General features: G+C 48.6%; 22 protein-coding genes. 14 read left to right on the top strand and 8 right to left on the bottom strand.

Annotation, left to right across the window (positions count from 1 at the left end):
• Positions 1-143: 143 nt before the first annotated feature.
• The 8 genes from ACES2G_RS16420 (at position 144) to ACES2G_RS16385 (ending at position 6,888) form a co-directional block, all read left to right on the top strand.
• Complete coding sequence (locus tag ACES2G_RS16420; protein WP_347357334.1) at positions 144-659, top strand: hypothetical protein; 516 nt, start codon at positions 144-146, stop codon at positions 657-659.
• Positions 660-707: 48 nt separating this feature from the next.
• Entirely contained in the window at positions 708-1,967 is a 1,260-nt protein-coding gene (locus tag ACES2G_RS16415; protein WP_374000774.1) for a DEAD/DEAH box helicase, read from the top strand.
• Positions 1,967-3,106: a hypothetical protein gene (locus ACES2G_RS16410; RefSeq protein ID WP_374000773.1), complete on the top strand. Its 1,140-nt coding sequence runs from the start codon at positions 1,967-1,969 to the stop codon at positions 3,104-3,106. Before ACES2G_RS16415 ends, ACES2G_RS16410 begins: the two co-directional genes overlap by 1 nt.
• A gap of 350 nt (positions 3,107-3,456) precedes the next feature.
• A complete protein-coding gene (hppD, locus tag ACES2G_RS16405) occupies positions 3,457-4,515 on the top strand; it encodes a 4-hydroxyphenylpyruvate dioxygenase (RefSeq protein ID WP_347357328.1) in 1,059 nt (352 codons plus the stop codon).
• A 7-nt stretch (positions 4,516-4,522) separates the two neighbouring features.
• Positions 4,523-5,707: a bifunctional diaminohydroxyphosphoribosylaminopyrimidine deaminase/5-amino-6-(5-phosphoribosylamino)uracil reductase RibD gene (gene ribD / locus ACES2G_RS16400; RefSeq protein ID WP_347357327.1), complete on the top strand. Its 1,185-nt coding sequence runs from the start codon at positions 4,523-4,525 to the stop codon at positions 5,705-5,707.
• 85 nt (positions 5,708-5,792) lie between these two features.
• Positions 5,793-6,206, top strand: a complete 414-nt coding sequence (locus ACES2G_RS16395; RefSeq protein ID WP_347357326.1) for a PspC domain-containing protein — start codon at positions 5,793-5,795, stop codon at positions 6,204-6,206.
• 5 nt (positions 6,207-6,211) lie between these two features.
• Positions 6,212-6,640, top strand: coding sequence for a hypothetical protein (locus ACES2G_RS16390; protein ID WP_347357324.1), 429 nt, complete (start codon positions 6,212-6,214; stop codon positions 6,638-6,640).
• Positions 6,640-6,888 (top strand): hypothetical protein, encoded by a 249-nt coding sequence (locus ACES2G_RS16385; protein ID WP_374000772.1) that lies wholly within the window; start codon positions 6,640-6,642, stop codon positions 6,886-6,888. The genes ACES2G_RS16390 and ACES2G_RS16385 overlap by 1 nt, the downstream gene beginning before the upstream one ends.
• Before the next feature lie 3 nt (positions 6,889-6,891).
• Here ACES2G_RS16385 and ACES2G_RS16380 read toward each other — a convergent pair whose 3' ends face one another.
• From ACES2G_RS16380 to rfaD, 3 genes are read right to left on the bottom strand one after another with little or no spacing between them, the layout of a single operon-like run.
• Complete coding sequence (locus tag ACES2G_RS16380; RefSeq protein ID WP_374000771.1) at positions 6,892-7,677, bottom strand: RNA methyltransferase; 786 nt, start codon at positions 7,675-7,677, stop codon at positions 6,892-6,894.
• Positions 7,677-9,419, bottom strand: a complete 1,743-nt coding sequence (locus ACES2G_RS16375) for an aromatic amino acid hydroxylase (protein WP_347357319.1) — start codon at positions 9,417-9,419, stop codon at positions 7,677-7,679. Before ACES2G_RS16375 ends, ACES2G_RS16380 begins: the two co-directional genes overlap by 1 nt.
• A gap of 14 nt (positions 9,420-9,433) precedes the next feature.
• The gene (gene rfaD, locus ACES2G_RS16370; protein WP_374000770.1) at positions 9,434-10,402 is read right to left on the bottom strand and encodes an ADP-glyceromanno-heptose 6-epimerase; all 969 of its coding nucleotides are present in this window, start codon (positions 10,400-10,402) and stop codon (positions 9,434-9,436) included.
• A 168-nt stretch (positions 10,403-10,570) separates the two neighbouring features.
• On the opposite strand from rfaD, the gene ACES2G_RS16365 reads away from it, so the two are divergent.
• From ACES2G_RS16365 to ACES2G_RS16355, 3 genes are all read left to right on the top strand, one after another.
• Entirely contained in the window at positions 10,571-12,127 is a 1,557-nt protein-coding gene (locus ACES2G_RS16365) for a S41 family peptidase (RefSeq protein WP_374000769.1), read from the top strand.
• The gene (locus tag ACES2G_RS16360) at positions 12,124-12,768 is read left to right on the top strand and encodes a serine esterase (RefSeq protein ID WP_347357316.1); all 645 of its coding nucleotides are present in this window, start codon (positions 12,124-12,126) and stop codon (positions 12,766-12,768) included. The genes ACES2G_RS16365 and ACES2G_RS16360 overlap by 4 nt, the downstream gene beginning before the upstream one ends.
• Positions 12,769-12,858: 90 nt before the next feature.
• A complete protein-coding gene (locus tag ACES2G_RS16355; RefSeq protein ID WP_347357315.1) occupies positions 12,859-13,269 on the top strand; it encodes a bacteriohemerythrin in 411 nt (136 codons plus the stop codon).
• 39 nt (positions 13,270-13,308) lie between these two features.
• On the opposite strand, the gene ACES2G_RS16350 is transcribed toward ACES2G_RS16355, so the two are convergent.
• A complete protein-coding gene (locus tag ACES2G_RS16350) occupies positions 13,309-14,568 on the bottom strand; it encodes a U32 family peptidase C-terminal domain-containing protein (protein WP_347357313.1) in 1,260 nt (419 codons plus the stop codon).
• Between the two features lie 130 nt (positions 14,569-14,698).
• Positions 14,699-16,555: a hypothetical protein gene (locus ACES2G_RS16345; protein ID WP_347357312.1), complete on the bottom strand. Its 1,857-nt coding sequence runs from the start codon at positions 16,553-16,555 to the stop codon at positions 14,699-14,701.
• A gap of 125 nt (positions 16,556-16,680) precedes the next feature.
• Here ACES2G_RS16345 and ACES2G_RS16340 point away from each other — a divergent pair, with 125 nt between their 5' ends.
• A complete protein-coding gene (locus tag ACES2G_RS16340; RefSeq protein ID WP_347357311.1) occupies positions 16,681-17,304 on the top strand; it encodes a hypothetical protein in 624 nt (207 codons plus the stop codon).
• A 5-nt stretch (positions 17,305-17,309) separates the two neighbouring features.
• Here the strand turns inward: ACES2G_RS16340 and ACES2G_RS16335 are convergent, their stop codons facing one another.
• Positions 17,310-17,846, bottom strand: coding sequence for a putative glycolipid-binding domain-containing protein (locus tag ACES2G_RS16335; protein WP_347357309.1), 537 nt, complete (start codon positions 17,844-17,846; stop codon positions 17,310-17,312).
• Positions 17,847-17,991: 145 nt separating this feature from the next.
• On the opposite strand from ACES2G_RS16335, the gene ACES2G_RS16330 reads away from it, so the two are divergent.
• The gene (locus ACES2G_RS16330) at positions 17,992-20,505 is read left to right on the top strand and encodes a response regulator (RefSeq protein WP_347357308.1); all 2,514 of its coding nucleotides are present in this window, start codon (positions 17,992-17,994) and stop codon (positions 20,503-20,505) included.
• 1 nt (position 20,506) lies between these two features.
• Positions 20,507-21,193, top strand: a complete 687-nt coding sequence (locus tag ACES2G_RS16325) for a response regulator (protein WP_347357307.1) — start codon at positions 20,507-20,509, stop codon at positions 21,191-21,193.
• On the opposite strand, the gene ACES2G_RS16320 is transcribed toward ACES2G_RS16325, so the two are convergent.
• Both ACES2G_RS16320 and ACES2G_RS16315 read right to left on the bottom strand, forming a co-directional pair.
• Positions 21,188-22,357: a hypothetical protein gene (locus ACES2G_RS16320; RefSeq protein WP_347357306.1), complete on the bottom strand. Its 1,170-nt coding sequence runs from the start codon at positions 22,355-22,357 to the stop codon at positions 21,188-21,190. The genes ACES2G_RS16325 and ACES2G_RS16320 overlap by 6 nt on opposite strands.
• Positions 22,358-22,359: 2 nt before the next feature.
• Positions 22,360-22,887 (bottom strand): peroxiredoxin, encoded by a 528-nt coding sequence (locus tag ACES2G_RS16315; RefSeq protein WP_347357304.1) that lies wholly within the window; start codon positions 22,885-22,887, stop codon positions 22,360-22,362.
• Positions 22,888-22,900 lie beyond the last annotated feature (13 nt).

Genomic DNA, 22,900 nt, shown 5'->3' with positions numbered 1-22,900 from the left:
GCAACAATCCTTTGTTAATTTTTTCGAATTTCAATGGTACCCGGCAATAGGATGCAATAGAAGCATTTGATCGGCGGCGTTAATAAGAACGAAGTTGGCAAGACAAGAGGCCAGAGGTAAACCAGACCTATAAAGGGGGAAAGATGAAACGTTTTCTGATGTTGCTTGTGGCAACAATGGCTTTGACAGCCTGTAAGACTGTGAAAATTGAAAATGGCGAAGTTCCTGATGAATACCTTGCTCGTGCAAAGCAGCTTGAGGGCGTTTACCACGGATCTTTCGAGGGGCGTTCCGGTCAATTAACGATCACCTTTGAGGGCAATAAGCCGTTGCTTCTTTATAAAGATTCCCGTGGCGACAGCCTGTTGGCAACTCAGTGTCGTTCTTCCGTCAATAATCTGAAGTGGGCCTATGTGACTCGCAAAGGAGCGGTTGAAAGTGTTGGATTCTATTTTGATCCGGGTCTTTGTATGATTGATGGGCGTGAAGTTCAGCTGTCTTTCAGTAAAGACTATCGCAGCATTCGTCTGTCCCTGTTGGAGCGTCGTTATATGGAAAGACGTTGCCGTTGGGAAGGTGGTGGACCTAGCTTCCCGCCAAGAGAAGTTTGTGATTACGTTCAAAACGATATCAATCTTTATGGTAAGTTCTCTCGCTAATTCAGCATCCGTCTGAATTTTATTTGCTTGGAACGATCCTGCGGTGGCATGATCGTTCCATTCATGGCAAATGCTTCTATCGATTTATCACCTGAACAATCCGCCGCTTTGGATCTTTTACGTTCCGGAGAAAACGTCTTTCTGACTGGCGGGGCTGGCAGCGGGAAAAGTTTTTTGATCCGCCAGTTCATGCGTGAACTTGATCCCAAAGAAATGCCTATTCTTGCCAGTACCGGAGCCGCCGCTGTATTGCTTGGCGGACGAACCTTTCACAGCTTCTTTGGGCTGGGAATCATGGAGGGCGGTGCGGATGCGACCTATGAGCGCGCCTCCAAAGACAAGCGCCTGATGTCACGCTTAAGAAAAGTGGAAGGCGTGATTATTGATGAGATTTCCATGATCCCCGGTCAGGCCCTGATGATTGCCGAAGCGCTTTCGCAAAGAGCCCGCGAGTCCAAACTTCCCTGGGGAGGCATGCGCGTCATTACAGTGGGTGATTTCGCCCAGCTGCCTCCGGTCACCCAAAGTGGAGCCTGCGACTGGTGTTTCCTGAATGGTGTTTGGGAAGCCAGTGGTTTTCAAACGGCAATTCTTTCGCACAACCAGCGGGTTTCGGATAATTTGTTTTTGGATGTTCTCAGTGACGTTCGTCACGGGCAGGTCACCGAGCGTGTGCGTGAATTTTTGAATGATCACGTTCAGACTCACGATGAAGATGATCCGGGGACACGTCTGTTTCCGCGCAAGATTAACGCCGAAAAGTTCAACGAAAAGAAGCTGTACGAAATTGATGAGGAAGAAGTGGTTATCGAGTCGGTGTATACCGGATCCGAGCGCCATATTCAGATGTTGAAAAAAGCTTCGCCCATTGCGGAAAAGTTGATTTTGAAAATCGGTTGTCAGGTGATGTTTTTGCAAAATGATCCACAACGCCGCTGGGTGAATGGGACGCGTGGGATGGTGACGGATATTACTTCAGATCAGATCACGGTTCGCAAGGATCGGGGGCGTGAAGTGCAGGTGTCGAAGTCTTCGTTTGCCTTGCAGGACGCGGAAGGCATGGTCATGGCGCAGGTGGAACAGTTCCCTCTGACATTGGCTTATGCTACCACCATCCACAAAAGCCAGGGTGCGACCTTGGATGATCTGTGGTGTGATCTTAGTCAGTTGTGGGAGCCCGGGCAGGCGTATGTGGCTTTGAGTCGTTTACGAAGCGCCGAAGGTCTGCATCTGATTGGTTGGAATCCACGTTCTATCATCGTCGATCCAAAAGTTTTGCAGTTCTATAAGCAATTTGAAGGTTTGTAATGCGTTTGTTGAGTGCGGTCTTAGTTACGGTATTGTCGTCTGTATCCCATGCCATTTATTTTCCTCTGCCAGCGGGGCATCGAGAAGCCTTTATGGGGAACGCCGGTGGTGCGATGGAGGCGTCGCCGGGAAATGCTTTGTATAATCCTGCGGGTTTGGGATTTCGCTCGACCAACAAACTTTCACTTTCCGTAAGTGGAACAGCCTTGACCAATCATGAGATGAGAAGCGGCAGCAATGATTTAAGCCCTGGGGATTATTCCGTGCGACCTCTTATGGCATCGGGAATCTATCCGACGTCTTGGGGGACAGCGGCTGTTTTTGTTGCGAGCCCGATGATGTTGAGCCTTAGCGGCGCGGTGAACACTCAGGTTGGAGTCTATGAAAATGCCGCTTTGACCAGTCTTGACAGTCAGGTTCTTAAGGTCGGGGCGGCCTTTGGTTCTTCCCGCAGCGAAAGTTTTGCCTGGGGTATTTCTTCAGGGCTGCAAGTGGGAAATTCCAGATCTCATTCCTATAACAAGCTTCGAACTGGGGGAAATCTTTATGCGACAATGTTTACGGAAACAGAAAATAAGTTGAAGGGCATCTTTGTCCTGCCGGGATTGCAGGTGAAGCCCACGGCGAATTGGACGCTCGGAGCCTCAGCTCAGTTTATGCCCGTGATGCTGGAGTCAAAGGCGGTCGACTACTCGGCCATTCACTATGTGGCGACTCCAACTACAGTAAATGAAGAGACGGTCTCATACCAGCCGGTCGGAGATTCTCCGTACTATCTGCGCATTGCCAACGGATTTAATCTCATAGCTGGGAATGATCTTTTTGTCGATGTGACCTACACATCAGAGTCCTCTATGAAAGATGCGGATGGAAAAGTGGAGAAAGAGGATGGCTTTTTTATCTACTCGGTCGGATGGAGAAATAAAAGTTTTGAAACTTGGCAGCCGATGGCGGGGTACAGTCATAGTGCCCTTGCAAACTCCAGCAACCATTTAAGTAGTGCCGGGATTGCTTTTGTCAGTGGACGAAGTGAGTTGATTTTGGGAGGTTACTACATGACCTCAGTGCCGAAAGAAGCCAATGGTCCTTTGGACTATTCAAGTTACGGCTTTATGTTCTCAAGTAATGTGGCTTATTAAAGAATCCACATCAGGTCGCGCAGCATGCCGATGACCAGAATAATCAGCAGCGTCTGCACAACTAGCGCCACATAGAACCAGGGCGATAGTTTTTTTTGTGGCGCTTTCTCCATGATATTCCTCTTGGTTGAAGTCGGTTCCGAGTGGCAGCTGTTATTGCGAGAAACCACGATATGTTTAGTATCGGTTGTTTTTGGAAATACGAACATCCCCCGCATAGATGATCCTGTTATATGGATCAAATGTAACAAAAGGGGGCTAAGCATTTGAATTTCCTAAATTTAATCATGCTTGAATAAGCTTAAAAATAGGGCTACTGTCTGCACCATAAAAGTAAATATGGAGGACTCATGGCTCAAATCACAGAGCAAAATCCTATTGGACTCAATGGGGTTGATTTCATCGAATATTCCGGCCCTGATGCACATTTCTTTGAACAAGTTTTCAAGCGTTATGCTTTCAAAGAAGTTGGCCAAGTTCATGGCAAGAATATCAAACTTTTCCGTCAAGGTGACATCAACTTCATTTTGAACTGTGAGCCTCAAACTTTCGCGACAGATTTTGCCAAGCTTCACGGTCCATGTGTATGCGCAACTGGTTTCCGCGTGATCGATGCTGAACATGCCTTCAAAACAGCAGTGGCGCGTGGCGCTCGTCCGTATGACGGCAACGATCATCAAAAAGGCGCGACACCATTCCCGGCTATCTATGGCATTGGTGACTCTTTGATCTATTTCATGGATCAGAAAAATCACGATAAGCTGTATAATGAAATCTTCCAGGTAAAAGCCGAAGATAAAGCGCCACAAGGTGTTGGGTTCACTGTAGTGGATCACTTCACGAACAATGTGCCTAAAGGCGAAATGAATAAGTGGCAGAAGTTCTATGAAGATGTTTTCGGCTTCTATGAGGCAAAATTCTTCGATATCCGTGGAAGCAAAACAGGTCTGCTATCTCGTGCGATGAGATCTCCGTGTGGAAAATTCTCTGTGCCTATCAATGAACCTACCGAAGACAAGTCCCAAATCCAGGAGTACCTGGATGAATATAAAGGTTCCGGTATCCAGCACATTGCTTTGCTGACAAATGATATCAACTATTCTTTGGAATCTTTGAAAAGCAGCGACATTCAGTTCCTGACGCCTCCTCCGCATGCTTACTATGAGATGATTCCAGAGCGCGTGCCGGGTGTGTCCGAAGATATTTCCCGCCTGGAAAAAAATGCGATTTTGGTGGATGGTGACAAAGAAGGTCGTTACCTGCTTCAGATCTTCACCAAAAACACTTTCGGTCCGATCTTCTATGAATTGATTCAGCGTAAAGGCCACGATGGTTTCGGTGATGGAAACTTCCAGGCTTTGTTCGATGCTATTGAGCGCGACCAACGTGAACGCGGTTATTTGACATAGGTGATTTATGGATATGATTCGCTCTGTTCCTGTTCCTGCACTGGGTTCCAAACTTTCGGCTGAAGAAGCCATGAGGCTGGCTATCAGTGAGGCTTACAAAGGAGCGACGCGAGTCAGTCCAAACCCTTTGGTGGGGGCGGTGGTTCTGGATGCACAAGGCGGTTTTCTGTCTGCCGGGCACCATGAATTTTACGGCGGCCCTCATGCGGAAGTGAATGCCTTCAAGGACCTTAAACCTGAACAGCTCAAAGGTGCGCATGCCTTTGTTACTTTAGAACCTTGTGCACACGAAGGAAAAACCCCTTCTTGTGCAAAGATGATGGCCAAATTACCTCTTAAAAAAGTCACTTTCGGTTTGATTGATCCCAACCCTTTGGTTGCGGGTCAGGGCGCCGAGATTCTTCGTCAGGCGGGAATTGAAGCCGAAGTTTTTGCCTCGGCCGATTCCGTTCAGGATGCGCGTCTGAAGTTGGCTTTGGAAGAAGTTTGCGAAGCCTTTCTTTGGAACTTCCGTCAGAAAAAAGTTTTTGTTTCTTTGAAGATGGCTTCAAGCCTGGATGGTCAGGTGGCCTTGAAGTCCGGTGAAAGCCAGTGGATCACGGGGCCTGAATCCCGGGAATATGTGCATTATATCCGCGCTTGCCACGATGCCATTTTAGTCGGAAAAGGCACAATTGAATTCGATAATCCGTCTTTGAATATTCGCCATTCCACGATCAGCAAAAAGAACAAGGTTGTTGTGATCGACGGTGAAGCGGATCTGCTTCCGAAGTTTGCTCACTTGAAGCTGGCCGATGTTCATGACCCGGCAGATGTTTTCTGGTGTGTGGCTGAAGAGCTTCAGGAAAAGGTTGAAGAACTCCGTCAGTCTTTGGCGAAAGCTCCGCAGGTGGTGTATGTGAAGACCCGCGTGGGCGGCGATCTGGATTTGCAGGATTTGCTGGCAAAGCTTTATGCTAAAAGCATTCGATCCGTGATGGTGGAGGGCGGAGCCTTTACGGCAAGCTCCTTTATCAAGGAATCTCTGGTAAATCGTATTTATATGTTCCAGGCTCCAATCATTATGGGTTCTGGGGGCTCGCGTTCCTGGACGGAAACCATTCGGATTAACGCTATGGTGGACAAGATTCAGATTCACAATCCTCGTTACCTGACTTTCGGTAACGATTTCATGATTACGGGGACCTTTTAATCCCTTCCGTACTTTTAATAGTGCAAGCTCGGCAAAGATGCTAAAAAGATCCTTTTGGGGAAAATGACCGCTATTGGGAGGTTCGATGGAACAAACCGCACAGAAACTGGACTATCGTTGGGTTCGCTCTGACAAAGGGGCGTTAGCTGGCGTTTGTAAGGGTTTGGGCGACGCTTTGGGTATTGAAACATGGATACTGCGCGTCATTTGGCTGGTTGCAGTTCTATGGTTCGGAACTGGTATCGTGTTTTATTTGATCCTGGCAGTCTGTTTGCCCCGCGTCGATAGACTGGACCAAGCTCTAGATAGAAAGCTCCTTGGAGTCTGTGCTAGAATAGCTAAACGATACCAGATTGAGGTGGGTGTTGTGAGAGCAGGGTTTGTCCTGTCATTGCTGATCACCTTCGGAACCGCAATTCTGGGATATGGCCTTTGTTACTTCTTAATTCCCAAGGCCGATGAATCCGCAAGTCGCTCAAAGAGCGCAGGAGTATTTTAATATTTATGGGTGATGACAGTAGTAGGTCGATCGTAAAATCCCTTAAAAACGAATGGTCTTTGTTTTTGGAAGCTTTCCAGGGCGAAGACAATGAAGTCGCAGCGAAACCGCAAGATTCACAAGATGCTTTCTCCACAGGCCAACTGGAAGTTCTGGATCTGGATCAGATCCGTGAAATGACCAAGGCTCTGGTTGAAGATCGCAAGAAACTCAATCAAAAGATGGAATCTTTGTCCAAAGAGATTGATCTGAACTCCGCCAAGCTGGAAAGCTTGCGTTTGGTGGGAGGCCAGGAAGACGAGACCATGAATCGTATCAACGAACTTCATGATCTGGGACAAAGCATGGCGCAAGCTCTGCAAAAGTTGGATAAGAAATTGAGATCTATCCGTGCGCAGGAAGATCGTTTGAACGAGGAGCTTCTGACATCCTAATGGGGTGGTGGTTGCTTCTTCCTTTGATGGCGATGGCGGACTTTGCTTTTACGGGTAAGGTCCTGAGTCTGCAAAAGAATCCTTTGAAAAATAACTATCTGGTGACGATGGCCACGGTATCAACCCCTTTGGAAGTTGATAAAGGGGCGGACTATCGCTGTCTGCAAAAAGCGCTAAAGACCCAGGAAGTGATCGAATTTACTTTTGATTCGAAGCTGATGAAGATCCGCTCGTGCAAAAACCCATAGAGGCTATTGATCGCGCTTCTGGAACTCTTTCCATTCACGCAATTTACGGATGCTCTGCTGAAGAACGGTTTCTAAAATAACCAGTTCCTTCTTCGTCGGTGTGTTTTGCAAAAGCATACGGCGAAGAACGGTGAAGACGTTGATCTTTCTTTGGCGAGTCAGATCAAAACCCATTTCTTCAAGCCAGGTTTTCAGAGTCAGTTCAGGATTGATGCCCTCAATACCCTGGGGAGCTCTGCGAATTTTGCCGCCATCAAGCTTGGTGCGATCTCCGCCCCAGGCGCGTCGCAGGCCGAACATGCCCAGCAGTGTGGCTTGAGCCAGATTCAAACTCCAGTTTTCACCAAAGGTCGGAATACAGGCGCAGAAGTTGGCCAGTTCCAGATCTTCTCCGGCAAGACCCCAGTCTTCCGGACCGAAAATCAGATGCACAACGTAAGGAACTTCACTTTGAATTTGGAACTGTGGGGATTTGGTGGCGATGTCCTGAAAGACCTCTTCCATATCACGCACCTGGCGACCCTTGCCATCACGGGCAGTGAAGGCCACCTTGATGCTTTCGGGCTCTTTTGCCAGGAAGTCTTCCCACGAGCTGTACACAGTGCGGTTCTGTAAACCGGTTTGCCCGGTCGCCGCCGCCTGTTGGGCTTCGTAGGTCAGTTCACATTGGGGGTCGAGCAGAATCAACTTTTCGGCACCCATATTGCTCATGGCTCTGGAAGTCGCGCCGATGTTGCGCTCATAGATGGTGCGAACCAGAACAATGCGAACTTCAAAAGGACGTTTCATTAAAGGGCTCCCGCCAGTACCAAACCATCAGCGATCAGGCCACTTGTTTTCTCGTCTTTGGAGGCAAGTTGGGACAGATCTTTTTCAAGCTGGGTTTTCAGTGAAGACTGAGGAGCTCGTGACAATACCAGCTCCAGAGCTTCCAAATACAACAACCAGTCTTGCGGAGCCACTGTTTTGTGTTCGGTCAGAAGCTTTTCCAAAGTCGCTGTCAAAGTATCATCCTGAAGTTTGTCTTCGCGAGCCTTTCTCAAAGCTGCATAAAGTCCCTGACGTTTAAGTTCAAGGTCAGAATACTTCGGAGCCGGCACACGTTTAGCGACGAAGTCCGTGGTTTCGCCATAGGCTTCACGGTCTGCGGGGCCACCGAAGACTGAAGTCACACTCGAACCAACGGCCATATCAAACGTGCCCCATTCAGGAGCAAACAAAACACGGTCCCCGAAATTCGCAGACGCATGGGTCAGACTGAGCAGAATTGTTTTTCCGTCGCGAACTGTGCGGGATTGAACTTTACCCGTGACCAGCACGCCGGAAGCATATTCCAGATGCACGGTGTTTCCCGGAACCACATCCAAAGACATCCATTCGGCGTCAGTGAAAGTGGACGGACATTTGCCCGGATGAGACTTCAGGAAGCCGACAGGAGTTCCAAATCCATGGGCGTGATATGTTTTATCATGACCAGATAGTTCTGCATCTTGATAAGACAACTGCGAAGGTCCTTGCAAGCGCAAGTACGCCACCGCACCTGTGGAATCAGTGATCGCTTCCACAATTTGACCGGAAATCTGAATGCCTGAATTAAGTTCCGCTGTGTTGGCGGATTCAGCCTGAATCGCTTTGCGCAGACCTTGAAGACCGCCCATGCGGAAGGCCATTTGATCGGCCATTTCGTCCAAGACTTGCACCAGATTTTTGAAATCTGTTGCCACGAACAATTGGGGTTGTGGTTCTGTGATGTCGTAACTGGTTTTGATGCAGTCAACAGTCAGCGGAATCTTTTGAACCTTGGCACTCAAGCACCATTTGGATTCGCCGACGCTGGAAAGCAGGCCAGCGCCAAAGATCTTGGGACTGTTCAAGTCACCAATAAGGCCGTACTCCGCTGTCCACCAGTTCATGCGTGACAGTTCGGAAGCTTCGGAGATGTGGGAAATGCTTTTACCCACTTTTTCCAGATGCTCTTCCGCGGCCTTCACTTGTTCTGGTGTGGAGGTTGGATTTTCTTTGATGTCAGACAGATCACGGATGGCTTCGTAAAGATCCAGATCTTCTTTGCTGATGATCGCTTTCTTCGCCACCTGGGCATATCGGCGCAGGTAATCGGAAAACTCCGGATGAATCAGAATTGGAGCGTGCCCCGCGGCTTCGTGAACAATGTCCGGGGCCGGGGTGTAAAGCAGATGATCCAAAGTGCGCATGTCAGAGGCGATCGGAAGAACGCCCAAAGATTGCAGCTCCATGAAGGCTGCTGGGGGAATGAAGCCGCTGACAGGCAGGGCTCTCCAGCCGAAATCCTTGAGCTTTTTGCTGACGTCTTCAATACGTGGAATGCGCTCTATATCAATACCGGTTTTAGCAAGACCTTCCACGTAGCACTCATGCGCGTGCTTGGAGAGGAAGGCTTTTAACTGGCGCAGAATATAGCGCCAGACGGCCTGATCAATAGCTGTGTATTTTTCGTAGTGTTGTTCTACGACGTATTTTCTTAAGTGTGGCGGTAGAAAGTCCGTCTCCATGAATTTACGCTCTCTTAGATGTCTTTGTCTTCTTTGGACAGATAGTTCTGAACATAGTCGGCCACGGCTTTTTCCAAAGGCCATTTCGCCGCGCTCATTCCTGCTGCCAACCATTTGTCAGTTTTTGCTTCTGTGAAATACTGGTATTGCCCGCGAATATTTTCCGGCATTTCCAGCCAGTTGATCTTCATGTCCTGGCCCATGGCTTTAAACACGCCCCCAGCCAGATCCAGCCAGGTGCGCGGTTTTCCGAAGCCCATGTTGTAAATGCCGTTGGTCGGTTTCTTATCCATCAATTCGGCCATCCAGCCAGTGACGTCTTTCACGTACACGAAGTCGCGCATGAATTCGCCGTCTTTGTATTTTGGATCAGCGGATTTGAACAAGCCCAATGCGCCAGTGTCTTTGATCTGGTTGTAGGCTTTGAATGCCACGCTGGACATCGCACCTTTGTGATATTCATTCGGGCCAAAGACGTTGAAGAATTTCAAACCGTACCAGTGCGGCGGAGTTTTTGTCTGTTTCACGGCCCAGCGGTCGAACAAAACTTTGGATTCGCCGTACAAATTCAGCGGGCGAAGTTTTTCCGGATCTGTAGTGTCGTCAAAGCCCAGTTCGCCAGCGCCATAAGTCGCTGCACTGGAAGCATAGATCATGGACTTGCCATGCTCTGCACACCATTCAAAGATTCTTTGCGTGTAATAAGTGTTATTTTCCCAAAGGAAGTCTTTGTTGGTTTCTGTCGTGGAAGAACAAGCTCCCATGTGAATAATCCAGGTGACTTTCTTTTTGGCGTCATCAGTTTCAAGGAAGGGCCAAAGCTCGTCCTTCAGCAGGAATTTGGAAATCTTCTGCTTGCGAAGAAGGTTGCGTTCGCTAAGACCCACAGAGTCCACTGCGACCACGTCGGTGAACCCTTTTTGGTTGAGCTCCCACACCATTACACTGCCAATAAAACCATTTGCACCTGTTACGATAATCATAGTGATTTTAAGGTATTACAGGCCCTGGGAAAGCTCAAGGCCGGGGGCGTTGTTTAGGGCCTTGGCGAACAGGAAAAAACTTCCAAAATACACCGCCGAGCTGCAACCAATTCGATCTGAGTGGGCATGCCCGTTGCTCTAGGAAATCCGACGGGTCGGAGGCTTTTAGTGCTCAGTTCACCAAGGTTCTTTATAATCTCACTTTCTGTATTGGTTTTGGGGGCCAGCCTGTATCTTTGGCGTGTCTCCGGCTCTGAAGCCAGTAAGGTCAAATCCACAGAAAACTATTGGGCGGAAACGGGTTTGGGCCCTGCGGCCCTTGAAGACCTTTTGCAGGATCAGACTTGCAGCAGCTCGCAGCGCTACTTCCTGGCCTGTGCTAATTCCGTTTTGACTGTTGCCAACCGCTACAACCTGAGTTTGGGACTGAATGGTGAGCTGGTGCCCGTGCATGAGTCTTTGTCCGCCGACATGAGTTCTGAGAAAAAGCAGCTTGAACCGTGGCAGAAGTTCTTTGCGGAAAATACAGCAAAGGCCGTAAAGATCTCTTTCTTGAAGGCCTGGCAAGAGCTGCAGGAAAAACATATTCCTGAGTCTCAACGGGCGATGATGGTCGGCCTGGGATTGAATGGCTTTATTTCTGTCTTCCGCGATCCTCACACTTACTTCATGCCAGTTTCCCAGTTCCAGGAAGTGATTTCCCGTGCTGACAGTCGTTCTGTCAGTTTGGGTATTTCCCTGGGCACAGCCAATGGCAGATATGTTATCCGCAAATTGACAGAAGGCAGCCCGGCCAAGTTGGCGGGTCTGCAAAAAGGCGATGTTCTGCTGTCTGTGAATGGCTTTGAAGTTAAAGGTCTTTTGCAGGCGCGTGTGTCGGAACTTTTGAAGGGTGAAGTCGGTGAAGTGGCCAAGGTTCGTGTTTTGCGAGATGGTGAAGAGCTTAAGTTCCGTCTGCGTCGTCAGGAAATAACGATCGCCACAGTTTCAACACGTGTGATTGAAGGAATTAAGCCGATTGCTGTTGTGGGCATCAATAAGTTTGCCCGTGGCGCGTGTGAGAAGGTGAAAGAGTCCCTGGATATTCTGAAAGAGTCCCACGTGCGTGGTTTGCTGTTGGATCTGCGTGATAATCCGGGCGGTCAGATGGAAGAAGCCGCCTGCATTGCCAGCTTGTTCGTGGGACCAGATGAAAAAATCTTTGAAGTTCGTTATCTGGACCCGAGCAAAAAGTCTGAAGAATACTATGGTGGCGAAGAAAAGCGTTTTGATCTGCCGATGGCAGTCTTGATCAACGCGGCTTCGGCCAGCGCTTCTGAAATCGTTGCCGGAGCTTTGCGTGACCTGAATCGTGCGGTGCTGGTGGGGGAAAGAACTTTCGGAAAAGGTTCTTTCCAGGAAGGCGAATACTGGTCGCAGAATAAAAAGATCGCACTGTTTGAAACAAAGGGATTCTATTACCTCCCATCCGGAAGATCTCCGCAGATGAAGGGTCTTGAGCCCGATGTGGCTGTGAATTTTGAAGAGATCTCAGTGGTACGTGAGGCAGAACAGTTTATCCACCCGTTGCGGGCTCCTGAAAGACAGGTTCGCATGTTGGGGAAGGCTTTTGCCACGGGTGATTGCCTGGAAATGGAAGACGCTTTGTCTTCCGACGATATGCAGATGACAAAAGCACGTCAGGTTTTATTTTGCACAAAAGCAGTGGCTAGGGCAGGGCTATGATTACGACACCCCTTTTTAAACATAAATTTATTCCCGCAAAAAAGAAGTCAGACTTTCTGATGATTGTTCTGCATGGTCGCGGGGATAGCATTCGTCCGTTTTTCTCTTTTGATGAAGAAATGGGTTTGCCAGAAATGAACTATCTGCTGCTGAACGCTCCAAGAAAGTTTCTGGATGGCTATACCTGGTATGGGGAGCCGCCGTTCCAGGGAAATGGCGTTCTTAAGATTCGTGAAAAACTTTTTGATCTGCTGAATGATCTGGAAAACCAAGGCTGGGACAGCCGCAAGATTTTCTTATTTGGATTTTCTCAAGGTTGTTTGATCAGTGCGGATGTGGGCCTGAATTATCCTAAAAAACTGGGTGGTGTGGTCGGCATCAGTGGATACTTTAATTTCTATCCGCGTTGGCGTAACAACCTGTCTTTGGAAGCTAAACAGACTCCGTGGCTGTTTACCCATGGTCATCAAGATGACATTCTTCCTTTGGAAGAAACTAAATATGGAGTCGACAAGCTGAAAGACGCCGGGTTGAAGGTCCAGTGGGTTGAGATGGAAAAAGATCACTCTTTGAAAGACGAAGAATATCCCATTATTAGACGCTGGGTTCGCGACCAATTGTCAGATCTTCGAAAAAACTAGCAGGTCATGACAGCCGTCATGTAGGCCAATTTCCACCTCTCCGATGAGTTAACGTTACGAATATTTAACAAACGGGCCGAGGGGTGGAAAATGTCGGAACCTTTCTTTAAGTGGGATCAAAGTCGCCTGACAACACAGGTTGATGCCATGGATGAAGAGCACAAAAAGCTTATCGAAATTATGAACCGACTTTATGACCGCAATGAAAACAAAGCCGACAAAAACGAGTTAGTTGCTATTGTGCGTGAACTGGTCAGTTGGACAGTCACTCACATTGAACACGAGGAAGAATTTTTCGATACGCTGCCATACTCTCATGCGGAAGTTCACAAGAAAATCCATCGGGAGCTGATCGAGCGATTGAAAGGGCATCAGGCGGATTTCGAGAAGGCAGATGTCTTATCACCGACCTTTTTACATTTTTTGAAAACGTGGCTAACCGCACATATCATGGGCATTGATACCAAGTACGGCGAAATCGCGGTTAAGAAGTCGGCATAGACAGAATAGTAGAAGCACCCCGCAGGGTGCTTTATCTTTTTAGAAGCCGCCTTTTTCCAGCAGACTGATCAGGGAGTTTGCCTGAGGTTTAATGGGAAGTTCAACGTGATAGACCAGTCCGCCGCCTCCGGCCTGTGGGACACTTTCGTATTTGTCATTGATGATTTTTCCGATCACCGCTTTTTGGATGCCATCTGGAGAGATCACTTCAACTTCTTCTTCGGGACGCAGGCGATGGCGAGCCTCGATCTTTACAAATCCGGGCTGATCAGATTCGCCTAAAACAATACCCGCAAATTTCTGACTGTAATTTCTGGAGGTCGAGTGGCGATATTCCTGAGAATGATGGCTTAGATTTCCGGCCACGAAACCTTTGTGGTATCCGCGATTGGCGATCTTATCCAGTTCCAGAAGAAGATTGCGGTCGAAATCACGCCCTGCCATCATGTCATCGATGGCTTTGCGATAGATGCGTGAAACCATGGCCGCATAGTAGATGGACTTTGTGCGCCCTTCGACCTTGAAGGAACACACGCCCGCATCGCGCAGTTCGCGCAGGTGTTCGATCACGCAAAGATCTTTGGCATTCATAATGTAGGTGCCGTGTTCATCCTCGTCGATTTGATAGAACTCACCTTTATTGCGCAGGTCTTCCAGATAGAATTCTTCTTCCTTGTTTGTGTCGGCCTTATAGATGTTGTAGCCGTAGCGACAGCTATTATCGCAGACACCCTGATTGGCATCACGATAGCTCATATAGTGCGACAGCAGGCAGCGGCCGGAATAGGCAATACAGATTGATCCGTGGACGAAAGCCTCCAGCTCGATGTCTGGCACGCGTTCGTGGATCTCTTTGATTTCCTCCAGGCGCAATTCGCGGCTTAGGATGATGCGGGTAGCGCCTTGCTGTTGCCAGAACTTCACACTTTGCCAGTTCATACAGTTGGATTGAACGCTCAGGTGAATATTGACGTCGGGATCAACTTCTTTGGCGATCATCATCAGACCAGGATCGCTCATGATGAAAGCGTCCGGTTTAAGATTCACCCATTTCTTGAAGTTCTCGCGGAAGGATTTCAGCTTCAGATTGCGGGCAAAGATATTGGCGGTGACGTAGATCTGCTTTCCGTTTTCACGCGCATATTGAATTCCTTTTTCCAGGTCTTCAAAAGTCATTTCGTTTTCGCGGGCTCGTAAGCTGAAAAGGGGAACTCCGACGTAAACCGCGTCAGCGCCGAAGTTATAGGCGTATTTCAATTTTTCAAGAGAGCCTGCTGGCATCAGAAGTTCCGGACTCATTCCAACCCCTTTTAAGTATTAAGTAGAGGGGAGGTTCTAATCCTTTCATGACATGAACTCAACGGAGGGGATGTAAAATACAACCCTGGGGTTGAGGACCGGGCTTTTCAGCCAGGTCCTTTTTACTTACTTAGATAGATTCTTTGTGCTCTTCCACCAGGCTTAAGAGCTTGGCATATAGATCCATTTTAACAGCCGGAGTCGCCAGTTGATCCCGATAGAAGCGGCTGACCGGGATTTCCGGCATGCCGTTTTGTTCATAGACCAGCTTGTCGACAATTTTCTGAATTTGTTCCATCGGAAGGCCCTTTTTCTTTTCCGTGATGATTTCTTCAACCATCTCGATCAGGGCATTTCCGGTGATGCGTTTGTCAGAGTTCAGCTTTTCAGCGCGCTCACAGATTCCTTTTAGAACATGTTCTGGTTTGTTGCGCCCAGAGGCTGCTTCCACCAGTTCACGATAGACGTTTTGGAAGGCGGCGATATGGCGACGTTGTTTTTCACCCATGCGGGCGTCGCGGGACTTGGCAAAACCTGACAAGACCGCCTTAAAGAAGCTGTTTTCCGTCATCCAGCGTTTTTCAAATGGCAGAGGGCTTTCCATCAGGAAGCGCGGGTAGCTCTTCATGATAGTGCGCATATTGTACAGGGCTGGATGATTGACACCATCGGCGACCTTTTCAGTGTTGCCACTGACTTTGGCTCTTTCAAAGAACGAGAACTCTTTGTCGAAGCGTTCGAACAATCCGTCTTGGGCCATGATATGGCTGCGCTGGGTTTCGTTAAAGCCCATACGATAGAGCAGGCGCTCGGCCCGTTTTTGCTCGAACACCTTGTTGAAGTTCTGAACAGCTGGATGCTGGGCAAACTCGCGCAAAGTTTTCTTCTTTTTGGTTTTCAGATAGTCGGCCATTTGTGCAAAGACTTGCACAATCAGTCGGGCCTTTTGTTTTTGTTCATTTAAATTGGTCGAGAATCTTTCCACGTCATCATAGCGGTATTTGTCGTGGCGAATACCGAACTGACGAACGCTGCCATAGTCAATGATGCCCGCATCAGCCAGAACGTTGTCACCATCCCAGTCCAACCAGGCAAAAATATAGTCGGTATCCAGAATGGCGGTGAACTCACCGAAGGATTTGGAAATGGCGGTCAGCATTTCATCGTATTTGGCGGCACCTTTGGATTTGATATTCCAAACTTTGTTGTCCACTTGACGGTCAATCAAATAGTCGGTGGCGGCCTTCAGATTGTCCCAGCGCTCTTGTTTCAGATACAAAAACAGATGGGCGGGGCGAATCAGATTTTGCGCGGCCCGAATACCAATGCCATAACCTTTGCCAAGGTCAATCACGCACAGCATGCGTTCAGTTCCGATGCCCTGTAAATGCATGACTTCAGCCAGAATCGAAGCTCCTAAGAGTTCATCAATTTCCGCTAGGCCGCAGCCGTAGCCGAATTCGGTTCCGCCGGTTTTTAGGGGCTTTTGTGCCTGAACTGCCCCGGGGGCAAGGCAGGTCACACCCGTGCCTCGGCTGGAAACATCCCAAGTCGTGCCGCGGTGATAGACAGTTCCATTCCAGATACCGCGACCGTCGCCGGAAGTTTTACCTTGTTTGTTGCTGTGTTGCAGCTGCAGGTAGCGAGTGGCCATGTATTCGTGAGGACGGATGGTGGCTGGGTCAATGCGACGATGAGTCAGTTCGTCATATTCATTGATGATCTGCAAAGAAAAGGTGTCGATAAGTTTTTGCTGCAGGTCTTCGCTCATTTGATGAGGATGATCCGGCGGAATCAATCCCATTTCTTTTGCAAGAATGAAGTTGAAGTAGGCGACTTTGCCAGTGTTGAGTTCACGAACTTTGTAGGAAACAAACCCGTCTTTGACTGCATCCATCCAAGGATGCACGCCGTTGAGTTGATCGAAAGACGAATAGAAGTTCGTCAGTTGCTGTAACTTTCGAGCGCCACTATGTTTCATCGTCATGTTGCTTCCACCATCCTTGTAGAAAAATGAGACACTCTTCATATCGGCACGACTGGCCTGCACTTTAATATTAAGCCCTAAAAAAGTTCTTCCGAATACTAGACTGGACATAATAAGGGGAAACAATGAAGACATCTGGCTTTTTACTTCTAGTGCTGATCTCAACGACATCGTTCGCCTTCAAAGGGGAAGCTCCGGGTAAGCTTCTGCGCCCCCAATTCATGACAGCCCCTGCTTGTGACAACCGCCCCGAGTTCCTGACCGAGCTTCGCAGTGAGTTCGTGGGTTCCCTGAAACGCTTGCCAGAGACGGTTTTGGTGGCGCGTGATGTGGAATACTATGTGGAAAGCACTTCTGGAGCCGAAAAGACGCGTTTGCATGGCTATCAGTCTTTTATGAAGGCCTCCGTGTCGGGCCAAATCCTTTGTGGCAACGTTTCTCAGGACCTTGGCCAGAGGTTTTCCTTGCTGGCACCGACTTTGATCGACACTCACAAGAAGCATCGTGTGGGTCAGAGCCTTTGGCAGTTCCAGCTTTTGACAGAAGCTCAACGCTTTTCCTTCTGGAATCTTAAGAGTGCAGCGATGCCACAGAACGAAAATTTGGAAGAGTGGCTGGAATCCAGCGGGGCTCAGTACAAGATCTACCAAAGATCCCACACCGAATTTGAACTGATGCTGGTGAAAAAAGAGGGTGAGACCTCCCAGTATCTGTCAGTTCGCTATGATGCCGTGCCTTTCAGGCCTTAGGTCGATTACAATCTTCGGCGGAAATAGCCGGGGTATTCCAGAACCAGACAGTCTTTATCTACAGTGAGGTCCGCGCTAAAGTGGACCTCTTTTGTTTTGCCGTCGATGGATTCAAAGCGATAGAGGCTTTGCTCAGGGCCGACCTTAAGCTCCGTATAGCGTTGTGTGGCGGTCTTTGTCTTGAATTGAAGGACATCGACCCAGGTGACTTCTATTTCGTAAACCTGCAGGAACTGTGAGCGCATCCACTGAATGGGCAGAGTGTTGGTGAACGGGGACGGATAGATATCGACGAACAAAGACTCAATCAGATCAGACGTCCCTAACTTTTTAGCCGGATCAGTCAATGACTGGACGTGATAGTTTTGCACACTGTAGGAATCATCCATTGTGATGCTGTATTTGATTCGTTGCAGTTTGCCGCTGGCATCGGGGTATACCAATAAGGAATCAGCGAAAATATTTTCACCTGATTTTTTCAGCACCAAATGCTCAAAGCCCGGTCCCTGAAGGGATTCCCAGACAACGTCCTGCAAATGCATTTTCACCTCACAAAGGATCATAACATACTGGACTTGGATTACCGGTCCTAAATTTTCGTGGAAATGATCATGTTTTGGACAGCTCAGATTTTTGCTTCATGCTGAGATATCCTCTCCGATAAGTAAATAAGGGGTTTAGTAGCTTATGGGGTCTGCTTCACTTTTAAGGACATTGCTTGCTCGTTTTGGGGTCGAATTAGGCCTGCTGGGTTTGCTTGCCTTGGGCTATCTGACGTTTCAGCGACCCGAGCTGCTGCAGCTGATCCAATATTCCGAACGTCCCACGACCGAGCTTAGCGAAGTTCTGAATAACGTGGAAAAGGTTCTGAGCCGCGCAGATCACTTTCAAAACGCTTTTCTAAAATCGCGAAATCCTGTGGATCTCAAAGAGTACAATCAAAGTATTTCGTCTCTGAATGGACAACTGGCCCGTTTATCCATGGCAACCAGACAGGAACCTGCGGTGCAGGCCGAAGCCGTGAAGTTGGGCCACATGATTCGTCGTCATATTGAAACGGCCAATAACCAATTGATGAGCCCGGGCCGCAGTCCCGCACGGGCCGAAGAGTCTTTGGAGCTAACCCAATACCAGATTCAGCATCAGTTGATCGAGATGAAAGCCGCGTCGGCACCGCTGCAGTTTAAGCCAACACCGCAGGGTTTGAAGTTTCTGTGGGCATTGGGAGCTGCGATTTTTCTTATTTTGATCAGCCGTCTGCTGCAACGAACGGAACACCGTCAGCAGGTGCAGCATATCGAGAATTTGGAAGGTAAGTCCATTCTGCTGGATACGATTCTGAACAGTATGAGTGAGGCTTTGATCGTCGTGGATCAGAACGGCTGGTTCACGCATTACAATGCAGCTGCACAAAGAATTATCGGTTCAAAAATTAAGGAAATTGCGACGGAGTCCAGTGTGGAAGCACTGGGGTTCTACAACCCTGAACAGGGCCGCACATACACGCGAAAAGAATTGCCGCTGTATCGCGCCTTGAGTGGCGATCGCGTGGATGATCTGGAAATTTTTGTCCAGAATCAAGAGCATCCAGAAGGAATCTATATTTCCTTAAGCAGTCGTCCATTGAATGATATTGACGGCGGCATTTCAGGGGCCTTGATCGTCTTTAAGGATGTCAGCCGTCGCAAGTTGGTCGAACAGGAGTGGGTCCGAGCCCGCGAAGCCGCGGTCGAGGCATCCCAAAAGAAATCAGACTTCCTGGCGGCCATGAGCCACGAAATTCGCACGCCTATGAATGGTGTGATCGGGATGACGACTCTTTTGCGTGATACTCGCCTGGACCCAGAACAGCAGGATTATGTTGGAAATATCAAGCGTTCTGCTGAATCGCTGTTGATGCTGATTAATGATCTTTTGGATCACTCCAAAATTGAGGCGGGGAAGATTCGTCTGGATCCGCAACCTCTGGATTTACAATTTTTGGTGGAAGATGTGCTGGAAATGTTCAAGCCAGCCACGGCGGAAAAGAACATCGGCCTTGAGTGTCGCTTTGATGGCAAGATGGCCTGGCACTATAAGGCAGATTCTGGAAGACTGCGCCAGATTCTGGTGAATCTGATCGGAAATGCGGTGAAGTTTACAGAAAAAGGATTTGTGCGTATCGAGATTTCCAGTCGCGGTGACAGCGATGGTAAAACAGCCTTACTGTTTGAAATCAAAGATACGGGCCAGGGCTTGCAAGAGCATGAAAAGAAGTCCCTCTTCCAGAAATACTTCCAGGCAGGGGCCGGGATGAAATTCGGTGGCACAGGTCTGGGGCTGTCTATTTGCCGACAACTTGTAGATTTGATGGGTGGTCATATTGGCGTCGAGAGTGTTCCTGGGGTGGGTTCGAATTTCTGGTTCCAGGTGGAGTTGCCAATGTGTGATGGGGATGAGCTGCCTCAATCCTCAGAGATTCGTTTTGCCAGGATCTTCAGTGGCCATGTGCTTGTGGCGGAAGATCAAATCGTGAATCAGCGTGTGGCTGAATCCTATCTGCGCAAGCTGGGGCTGACCGTGGATATTGCCAATAACGGTGAGGTCGCTTTACAGAAGCTTCAGGAACGGGATTATGACCTGGTCTTTATGGATTGCCAAATGCCAGTTCTGAATGGCTATCAGGCCACACAGCAGCTGCGTTTGCAGGAAAACACGAAAGCCCGCAAAACCCCGGTGATAGCGCTGACGGCGGAAGGCACCAGTGGTGAACGCAAGTCGTGCCTTGAAGCGGGGATGGATGACTTTTTGACGAAGCCTTTAGAGCTTCATAGACTGATCGAGGTTTTACATCGCTGGATGAAACCAGCGGAAAAGACTTTGGATCTGAAGGCTTTGCAGAATATCAAAGATCTGATGTCCCAGGATCGCAGTCTGACTGAGGTTCTGATCGAGGATCTGGAGCAATCCGGTCCGGCGCTGCTGCATGAAATTCGCGAGGGCATCAACGAGTTGAGTCGAGACCGAGTTTCAGAAGCAGCTCATGCGCTGAAATCCAGTGCGGCCACCTTGGGTGCGAAAAATGTGGCGGAGCTTTGTCAAAAGCTTGAAGATAACCAGGACTTTCATGAAGCAGAGTTCCTGTTAAAGCAGGTTGAAAGAAAGTTTTTTGAAAGTCTGTCGGAACTGAAACTTTATTCTGCCAAGATGAAGGCGGCGTGATATGGCAAAGATACTGATCGTGGATGATCAAAAAAGTGTCCTGCTGACCTTGGAGGCTTTGCTTCTGAAGGATAACCATCTTGTCACGTCTTGCACGAATTCTATTGATGCTTTGGATCGCCTGACCAATGAACCGTTTGATTTGATGATCACCGATGCCATCATGCCTGGTGGGGCCACAGGTTATGCCTTGATTCGCACAGTTCGCAATAATCCGCAGATTGCCAAAATGCCGGTGATTCTTCTGACGGGAAAACGCGAAAAGGCGGATGTTGAAAAAGGTATTGAGTCTGGCGCCAATGATTATGTGGTTAAGCCCATTGATCCGGAATTGCTGCTGGCTAAAATTAAAAACCTGTTGGCAAAAAGTGAAAAGGACACGGCTCACTTCGTGGAGGCTCCTGTCTATGTGAAGGCAGAATGGGAGACCAAGACCGAGATCATGACTGTTTCTGAGTTGGGAATGGTGATTAAGTCCAACGTGCCGATGCCGTTGGGTATGGTGCTGCGTCTTTCCAGCAGTTTGTATGATGATATCGGTATCAGTAAAATGCCTTTACGAATCACGGCATGTGAGGAAACTAAAACAGCGACGGAGACATTCTTCCGTATTCAGGTTCATTTTGTCGGATTGACGGAAAAAGAGCTGACTCCGTTGCGTCTTTGGATTCGTTCAAAAAAACTATGAGCCTTTAACAACTGTGGCGAATCCGCCGTAAGGTGTGCGCAAGTTTGTAACTTGCCCCTGATACAGCCGAGCCAGAACCAGTTGCATGCGCCCCTGATAAGCATAACAGCGTAAATCATATTTGAAGGCCTGTGGGCCTTCGGGAGTTTCAAAGGTCTGTTCCGGAGCCGGAATAAATTCCTGGGCAATCATATCGTGACCCACGATTTTATCAAAAGCACTGCGACTGATGGAAGAACCCCTGTAAGATTGCTTGGAACCGAAGGCATTCTTGGGTTTAAAGAAGAACTTTTTACGTTCAGCCCAGATCTCAGTCGCTTTGGATTCACAGACATCATAGGACTCAGGAATGGATGTGCGGATCAGTTCCAGATCCGAGCCTGACAACCCTTGAGATTCCAGGAATCCAGGAACACCCCAGTCAATCAAACGCTGCTTATCAGCCAGCATCAGGTACTCAAAGGGATTCGGGGACAGGCAGACGTCACCATTCAGGAACTTCTCACGCAGAACCGAGCTGGATGGCTCGGTCAGGAAGAAGTCGGTATAGCGATTGTAGATAAAGTCCGGAGAGAATTCCTTAAACAGGTCACGGTAATCTACAATGCGGGAATCCCAACCATAGGATTTGAAAAGCTCGTTATAGGCCAGGAACTCTGCAAACAAACGTTGCTCGGAAGGGGCTTCATCAGTGATAGCCACCTTGAACGGTGCTGTTGCGGTTTTTCCCTGCAAAGACATCTCTGTTTCAACCATTTTGCGGATTTCGTCGCGTGAGAAATCCGCAACTGGCAGGGGATGTCCTTTCATCTGGTACATTTCATAACCCAGAATCAGGAAGGCCGCGTTGGTGTTCACCTCGATGAGCTTCAGATTTTGATGCTCGTCCAGGTGAAAATCATAGCTCATCATGATGGACTTGTTGCCCGGGTCTTTAAGACCTTTTTCGGCAATAAGATTTTCATAGTGCTTCAGGTAAGAGGACTGTTCGCGCAGTTGGAACAGAAGGGAAACAATCTTTTCCGCTTTTTTTAGGATCGCTTCGGGCAAGGTGACGGCAAAAGGAGAGATCAAGTTTTCAGAAACAAGATCTTCAAGGGGCTCGTTGGTAAGCCCCTTGTAGGAAGAACGAAGCTGTTGGATGAAATCAGCTTTCAGATTCATGACTACTTCAACGGTGTGATGTGATCATCACCGGCTTTCCAGCCGGCCTGGCAAAGCTCACCGCTTTGGCAGCCCTGAAGAACGCGCAGAATTTCTTTGGCGTCGCGACCAACAGAAGTGTTGTGGATGCCCATGTACTGAATTTTTTGTTCTGGATCGATGATGAATGTCCCACGAGTTGCGATGCCACGGTCTTCAAACAGAACCCCATAGTCACGCGCGATACGTTTGGTCAGATCTGCCATCAAAGGATACCCCAGATTGCCCAGATCATCGCGCAACCAGCGTTTGTGAGAATGAACAGAGTCCACACTGCAGCCAATAACAGTGGCACCAGCCTGCTGGAAAGACTTCAGATGTTCACGGAACTGAGTCAATTCTGTCGGGCAGACGAAAGTGAAATCCAAAGGGTAGAAGAACAGGACAACCCATTTTCCTTTGAAGTCAGTAAGGGAAATATCTCGAACTTCGCCACCGTCAAAAACAGCTTGTGTTGTGAATTGCGGAGCGGGTTGATTAATCATTGGCATAAAGAGGTCTCCT

The sequence above is a fragment of the Bdellovibrio bacteriovorus genome, assembly GCF_041888015.1.
Lineage (GTDB): Bacteria > Bdellovibrionota > Bdellovibrionia > Bdellovibrionales > Bdellovibrionaceae > Bdellovibrio.
This window is presented reverse-complemented; position numbering and strand designations above follow the sequence as displayed.

What these genes read in the sequence shown, in the direction of transcription:
- ACES2G_RS16420 (WP_347357334.1), top strand. Translation starts at nt 144, where the DNA reads ATGAAACGTTTTCTGATGTTGCTTGTGGCAACAATGGCTTTGACAGCC.
- ACES2G_RS16415 (WP_374000774.1), top strand. Translation starts at nt 708, where the DNA reads ATGATCGTTCCATTCATGGCAAATGCTTCTATCGATTTATCACCTGAA.
- ACES2G_RS16410 (WP_374000773.1), top strand. Translation starts at nt 1,967, where the DNA reads ATGCGTTTGTTGAGTGCGGTCTTAGTTACGGTATTGTCGTCTGTATCC.
- hppD (WP_347357328.1), top strand. Translation starts at nt 3,457, where the DNA reads ATGGCTCAAATCACAGAGCAAAATCCTATTGGACTCAATGGGGTTGAT.
- ribD (WP_347357327.1), top strand. Translation starts at nt 4,523, where the DNA reads ATGGATATGATTCGCTCTGTTCCTGTTCCTGCACTGGGTTCCAAACTT.
- ACES2G_RS16395 (WP_347357326.1), top strand. Translation starts at nt 5,793, where the DNA reads ATGGAACAAACCGCACAGAAACTGGACTATCGTTGGGTTCGCTCTGAC.
- ACES2G_RS16390 (WP_347357324.1), top strand. Translation starts at nt 6,212, where the DNA reads ATGGGTGATGACAGTAGTAGGTCGATCGTAAAATCCCTTAAAAACGAA.
- ACES2G_RS16385 (WP_374000772.1), top strand. Translation starts at nt 6,640, where the DNA reads ATGGGGTGGTGGTTGCTTCTTCCTTTGATGGCGATGGCGGACTTTGCT.
- ACES2G_RS16380 (WP_374000771.1), bottom strand. Translation starts at nt 7,677, where the DNA reads ATGAAACGTCCTTTTGAAGTTCGCATTGTTCTGGTTCGCACCATCTAT.
- ACES2G_RS16375 (WP_347357319.1), bottom strand. Translation starts at nt 9,419, where the DNA reads ATGGAGACGGACTTTCTACCGCCACACTTAAGAAAATACGTCGTAGAA.
- rfaD (WP_374000770.1), bottom strand. Translation starts at nt 10,402, where the DNA reads ATGATTATCGTAACAGGTGCAAATGGTTTTATTGGCAGTGTAATGGTG.
- ACES2G_RS16360 (WP_347357316.1), top strand. Translation starts at nt 12,124, where the DNA reads ATGATTACGACACCCCTTTTTAAACATAAATTTATTCCCGCAAAAAAG.
- ACES2G_RS16355 (WP_347357315.1), top strand. Translation starts at nt 12,859, where the DNA reads ATGTCGGAACCTTTCTTTAAGTGGGATCAAAGTCGCCTGACAACACAG.
- ACES2G_RS16350 (WP_347357313.1), bottom strand. Translation starts at nt 14,568, where the DNA reads ATGAGTCCGGAACTTCTGATGCCAGCAGGCTCTCTTGAAAAATTGAAA.
- ACES2G_RS16345 (WP_347357312.1), bottom strand. Translation starts at nt 16,555, where the DNA reads ATGACGATGAAACATAGTGGCGCTCGAAAGTTACAGCAACTGACGAAC.
- ACES2G_RS16340 (WP_347357311.1), top strand. Translation starts at nt 16,681, where the DNA reads ATGAAGACATCTGGCTTTTTACTTCTAGTGCTGATCTCAACGACATCG.
- ACES2G_RS16335 (WP_347357309.1), bottom strand. Translation starts at nt 17,846, where the DNA reads ATGCATTTGCAGGACGTTGTCTGGGAATCCCTTCAGGGACCGGGCTTT.
- ACES2G_RS16330 (WP_347357308.1), top strand. Translation starts at nt 17,992, where the DNA reads ATGGGGTCTGCTTCACTTTTAAGGACATTGCTTGCTCGTTTTGGGGTC.
- ACES2G_RS16325 (WP_347357307.1), top strand. Translation starts at nt 20,507, where the DNA reads ATGGCAAAGATACTGATCGTGGATGATCAAAAAAGTGTCCTGCTGACC.
- ACES2G_RS16320 (WP_347357306.1), bottom strand. Translation starts at nt 22,357, where the DNA reads ATGAATCTGAAAGCTGATTTCATCCAACAGCTTCGTTCTTCCTACAAG.
- ACES2G_RS16315 (WP_347357304.1), bottom strand. Translation starts at nt 22,887, where the DNA reads ATGCCAATGATTAATCAACCCGCTCCGCAATTCACAACACAAGCTGTT.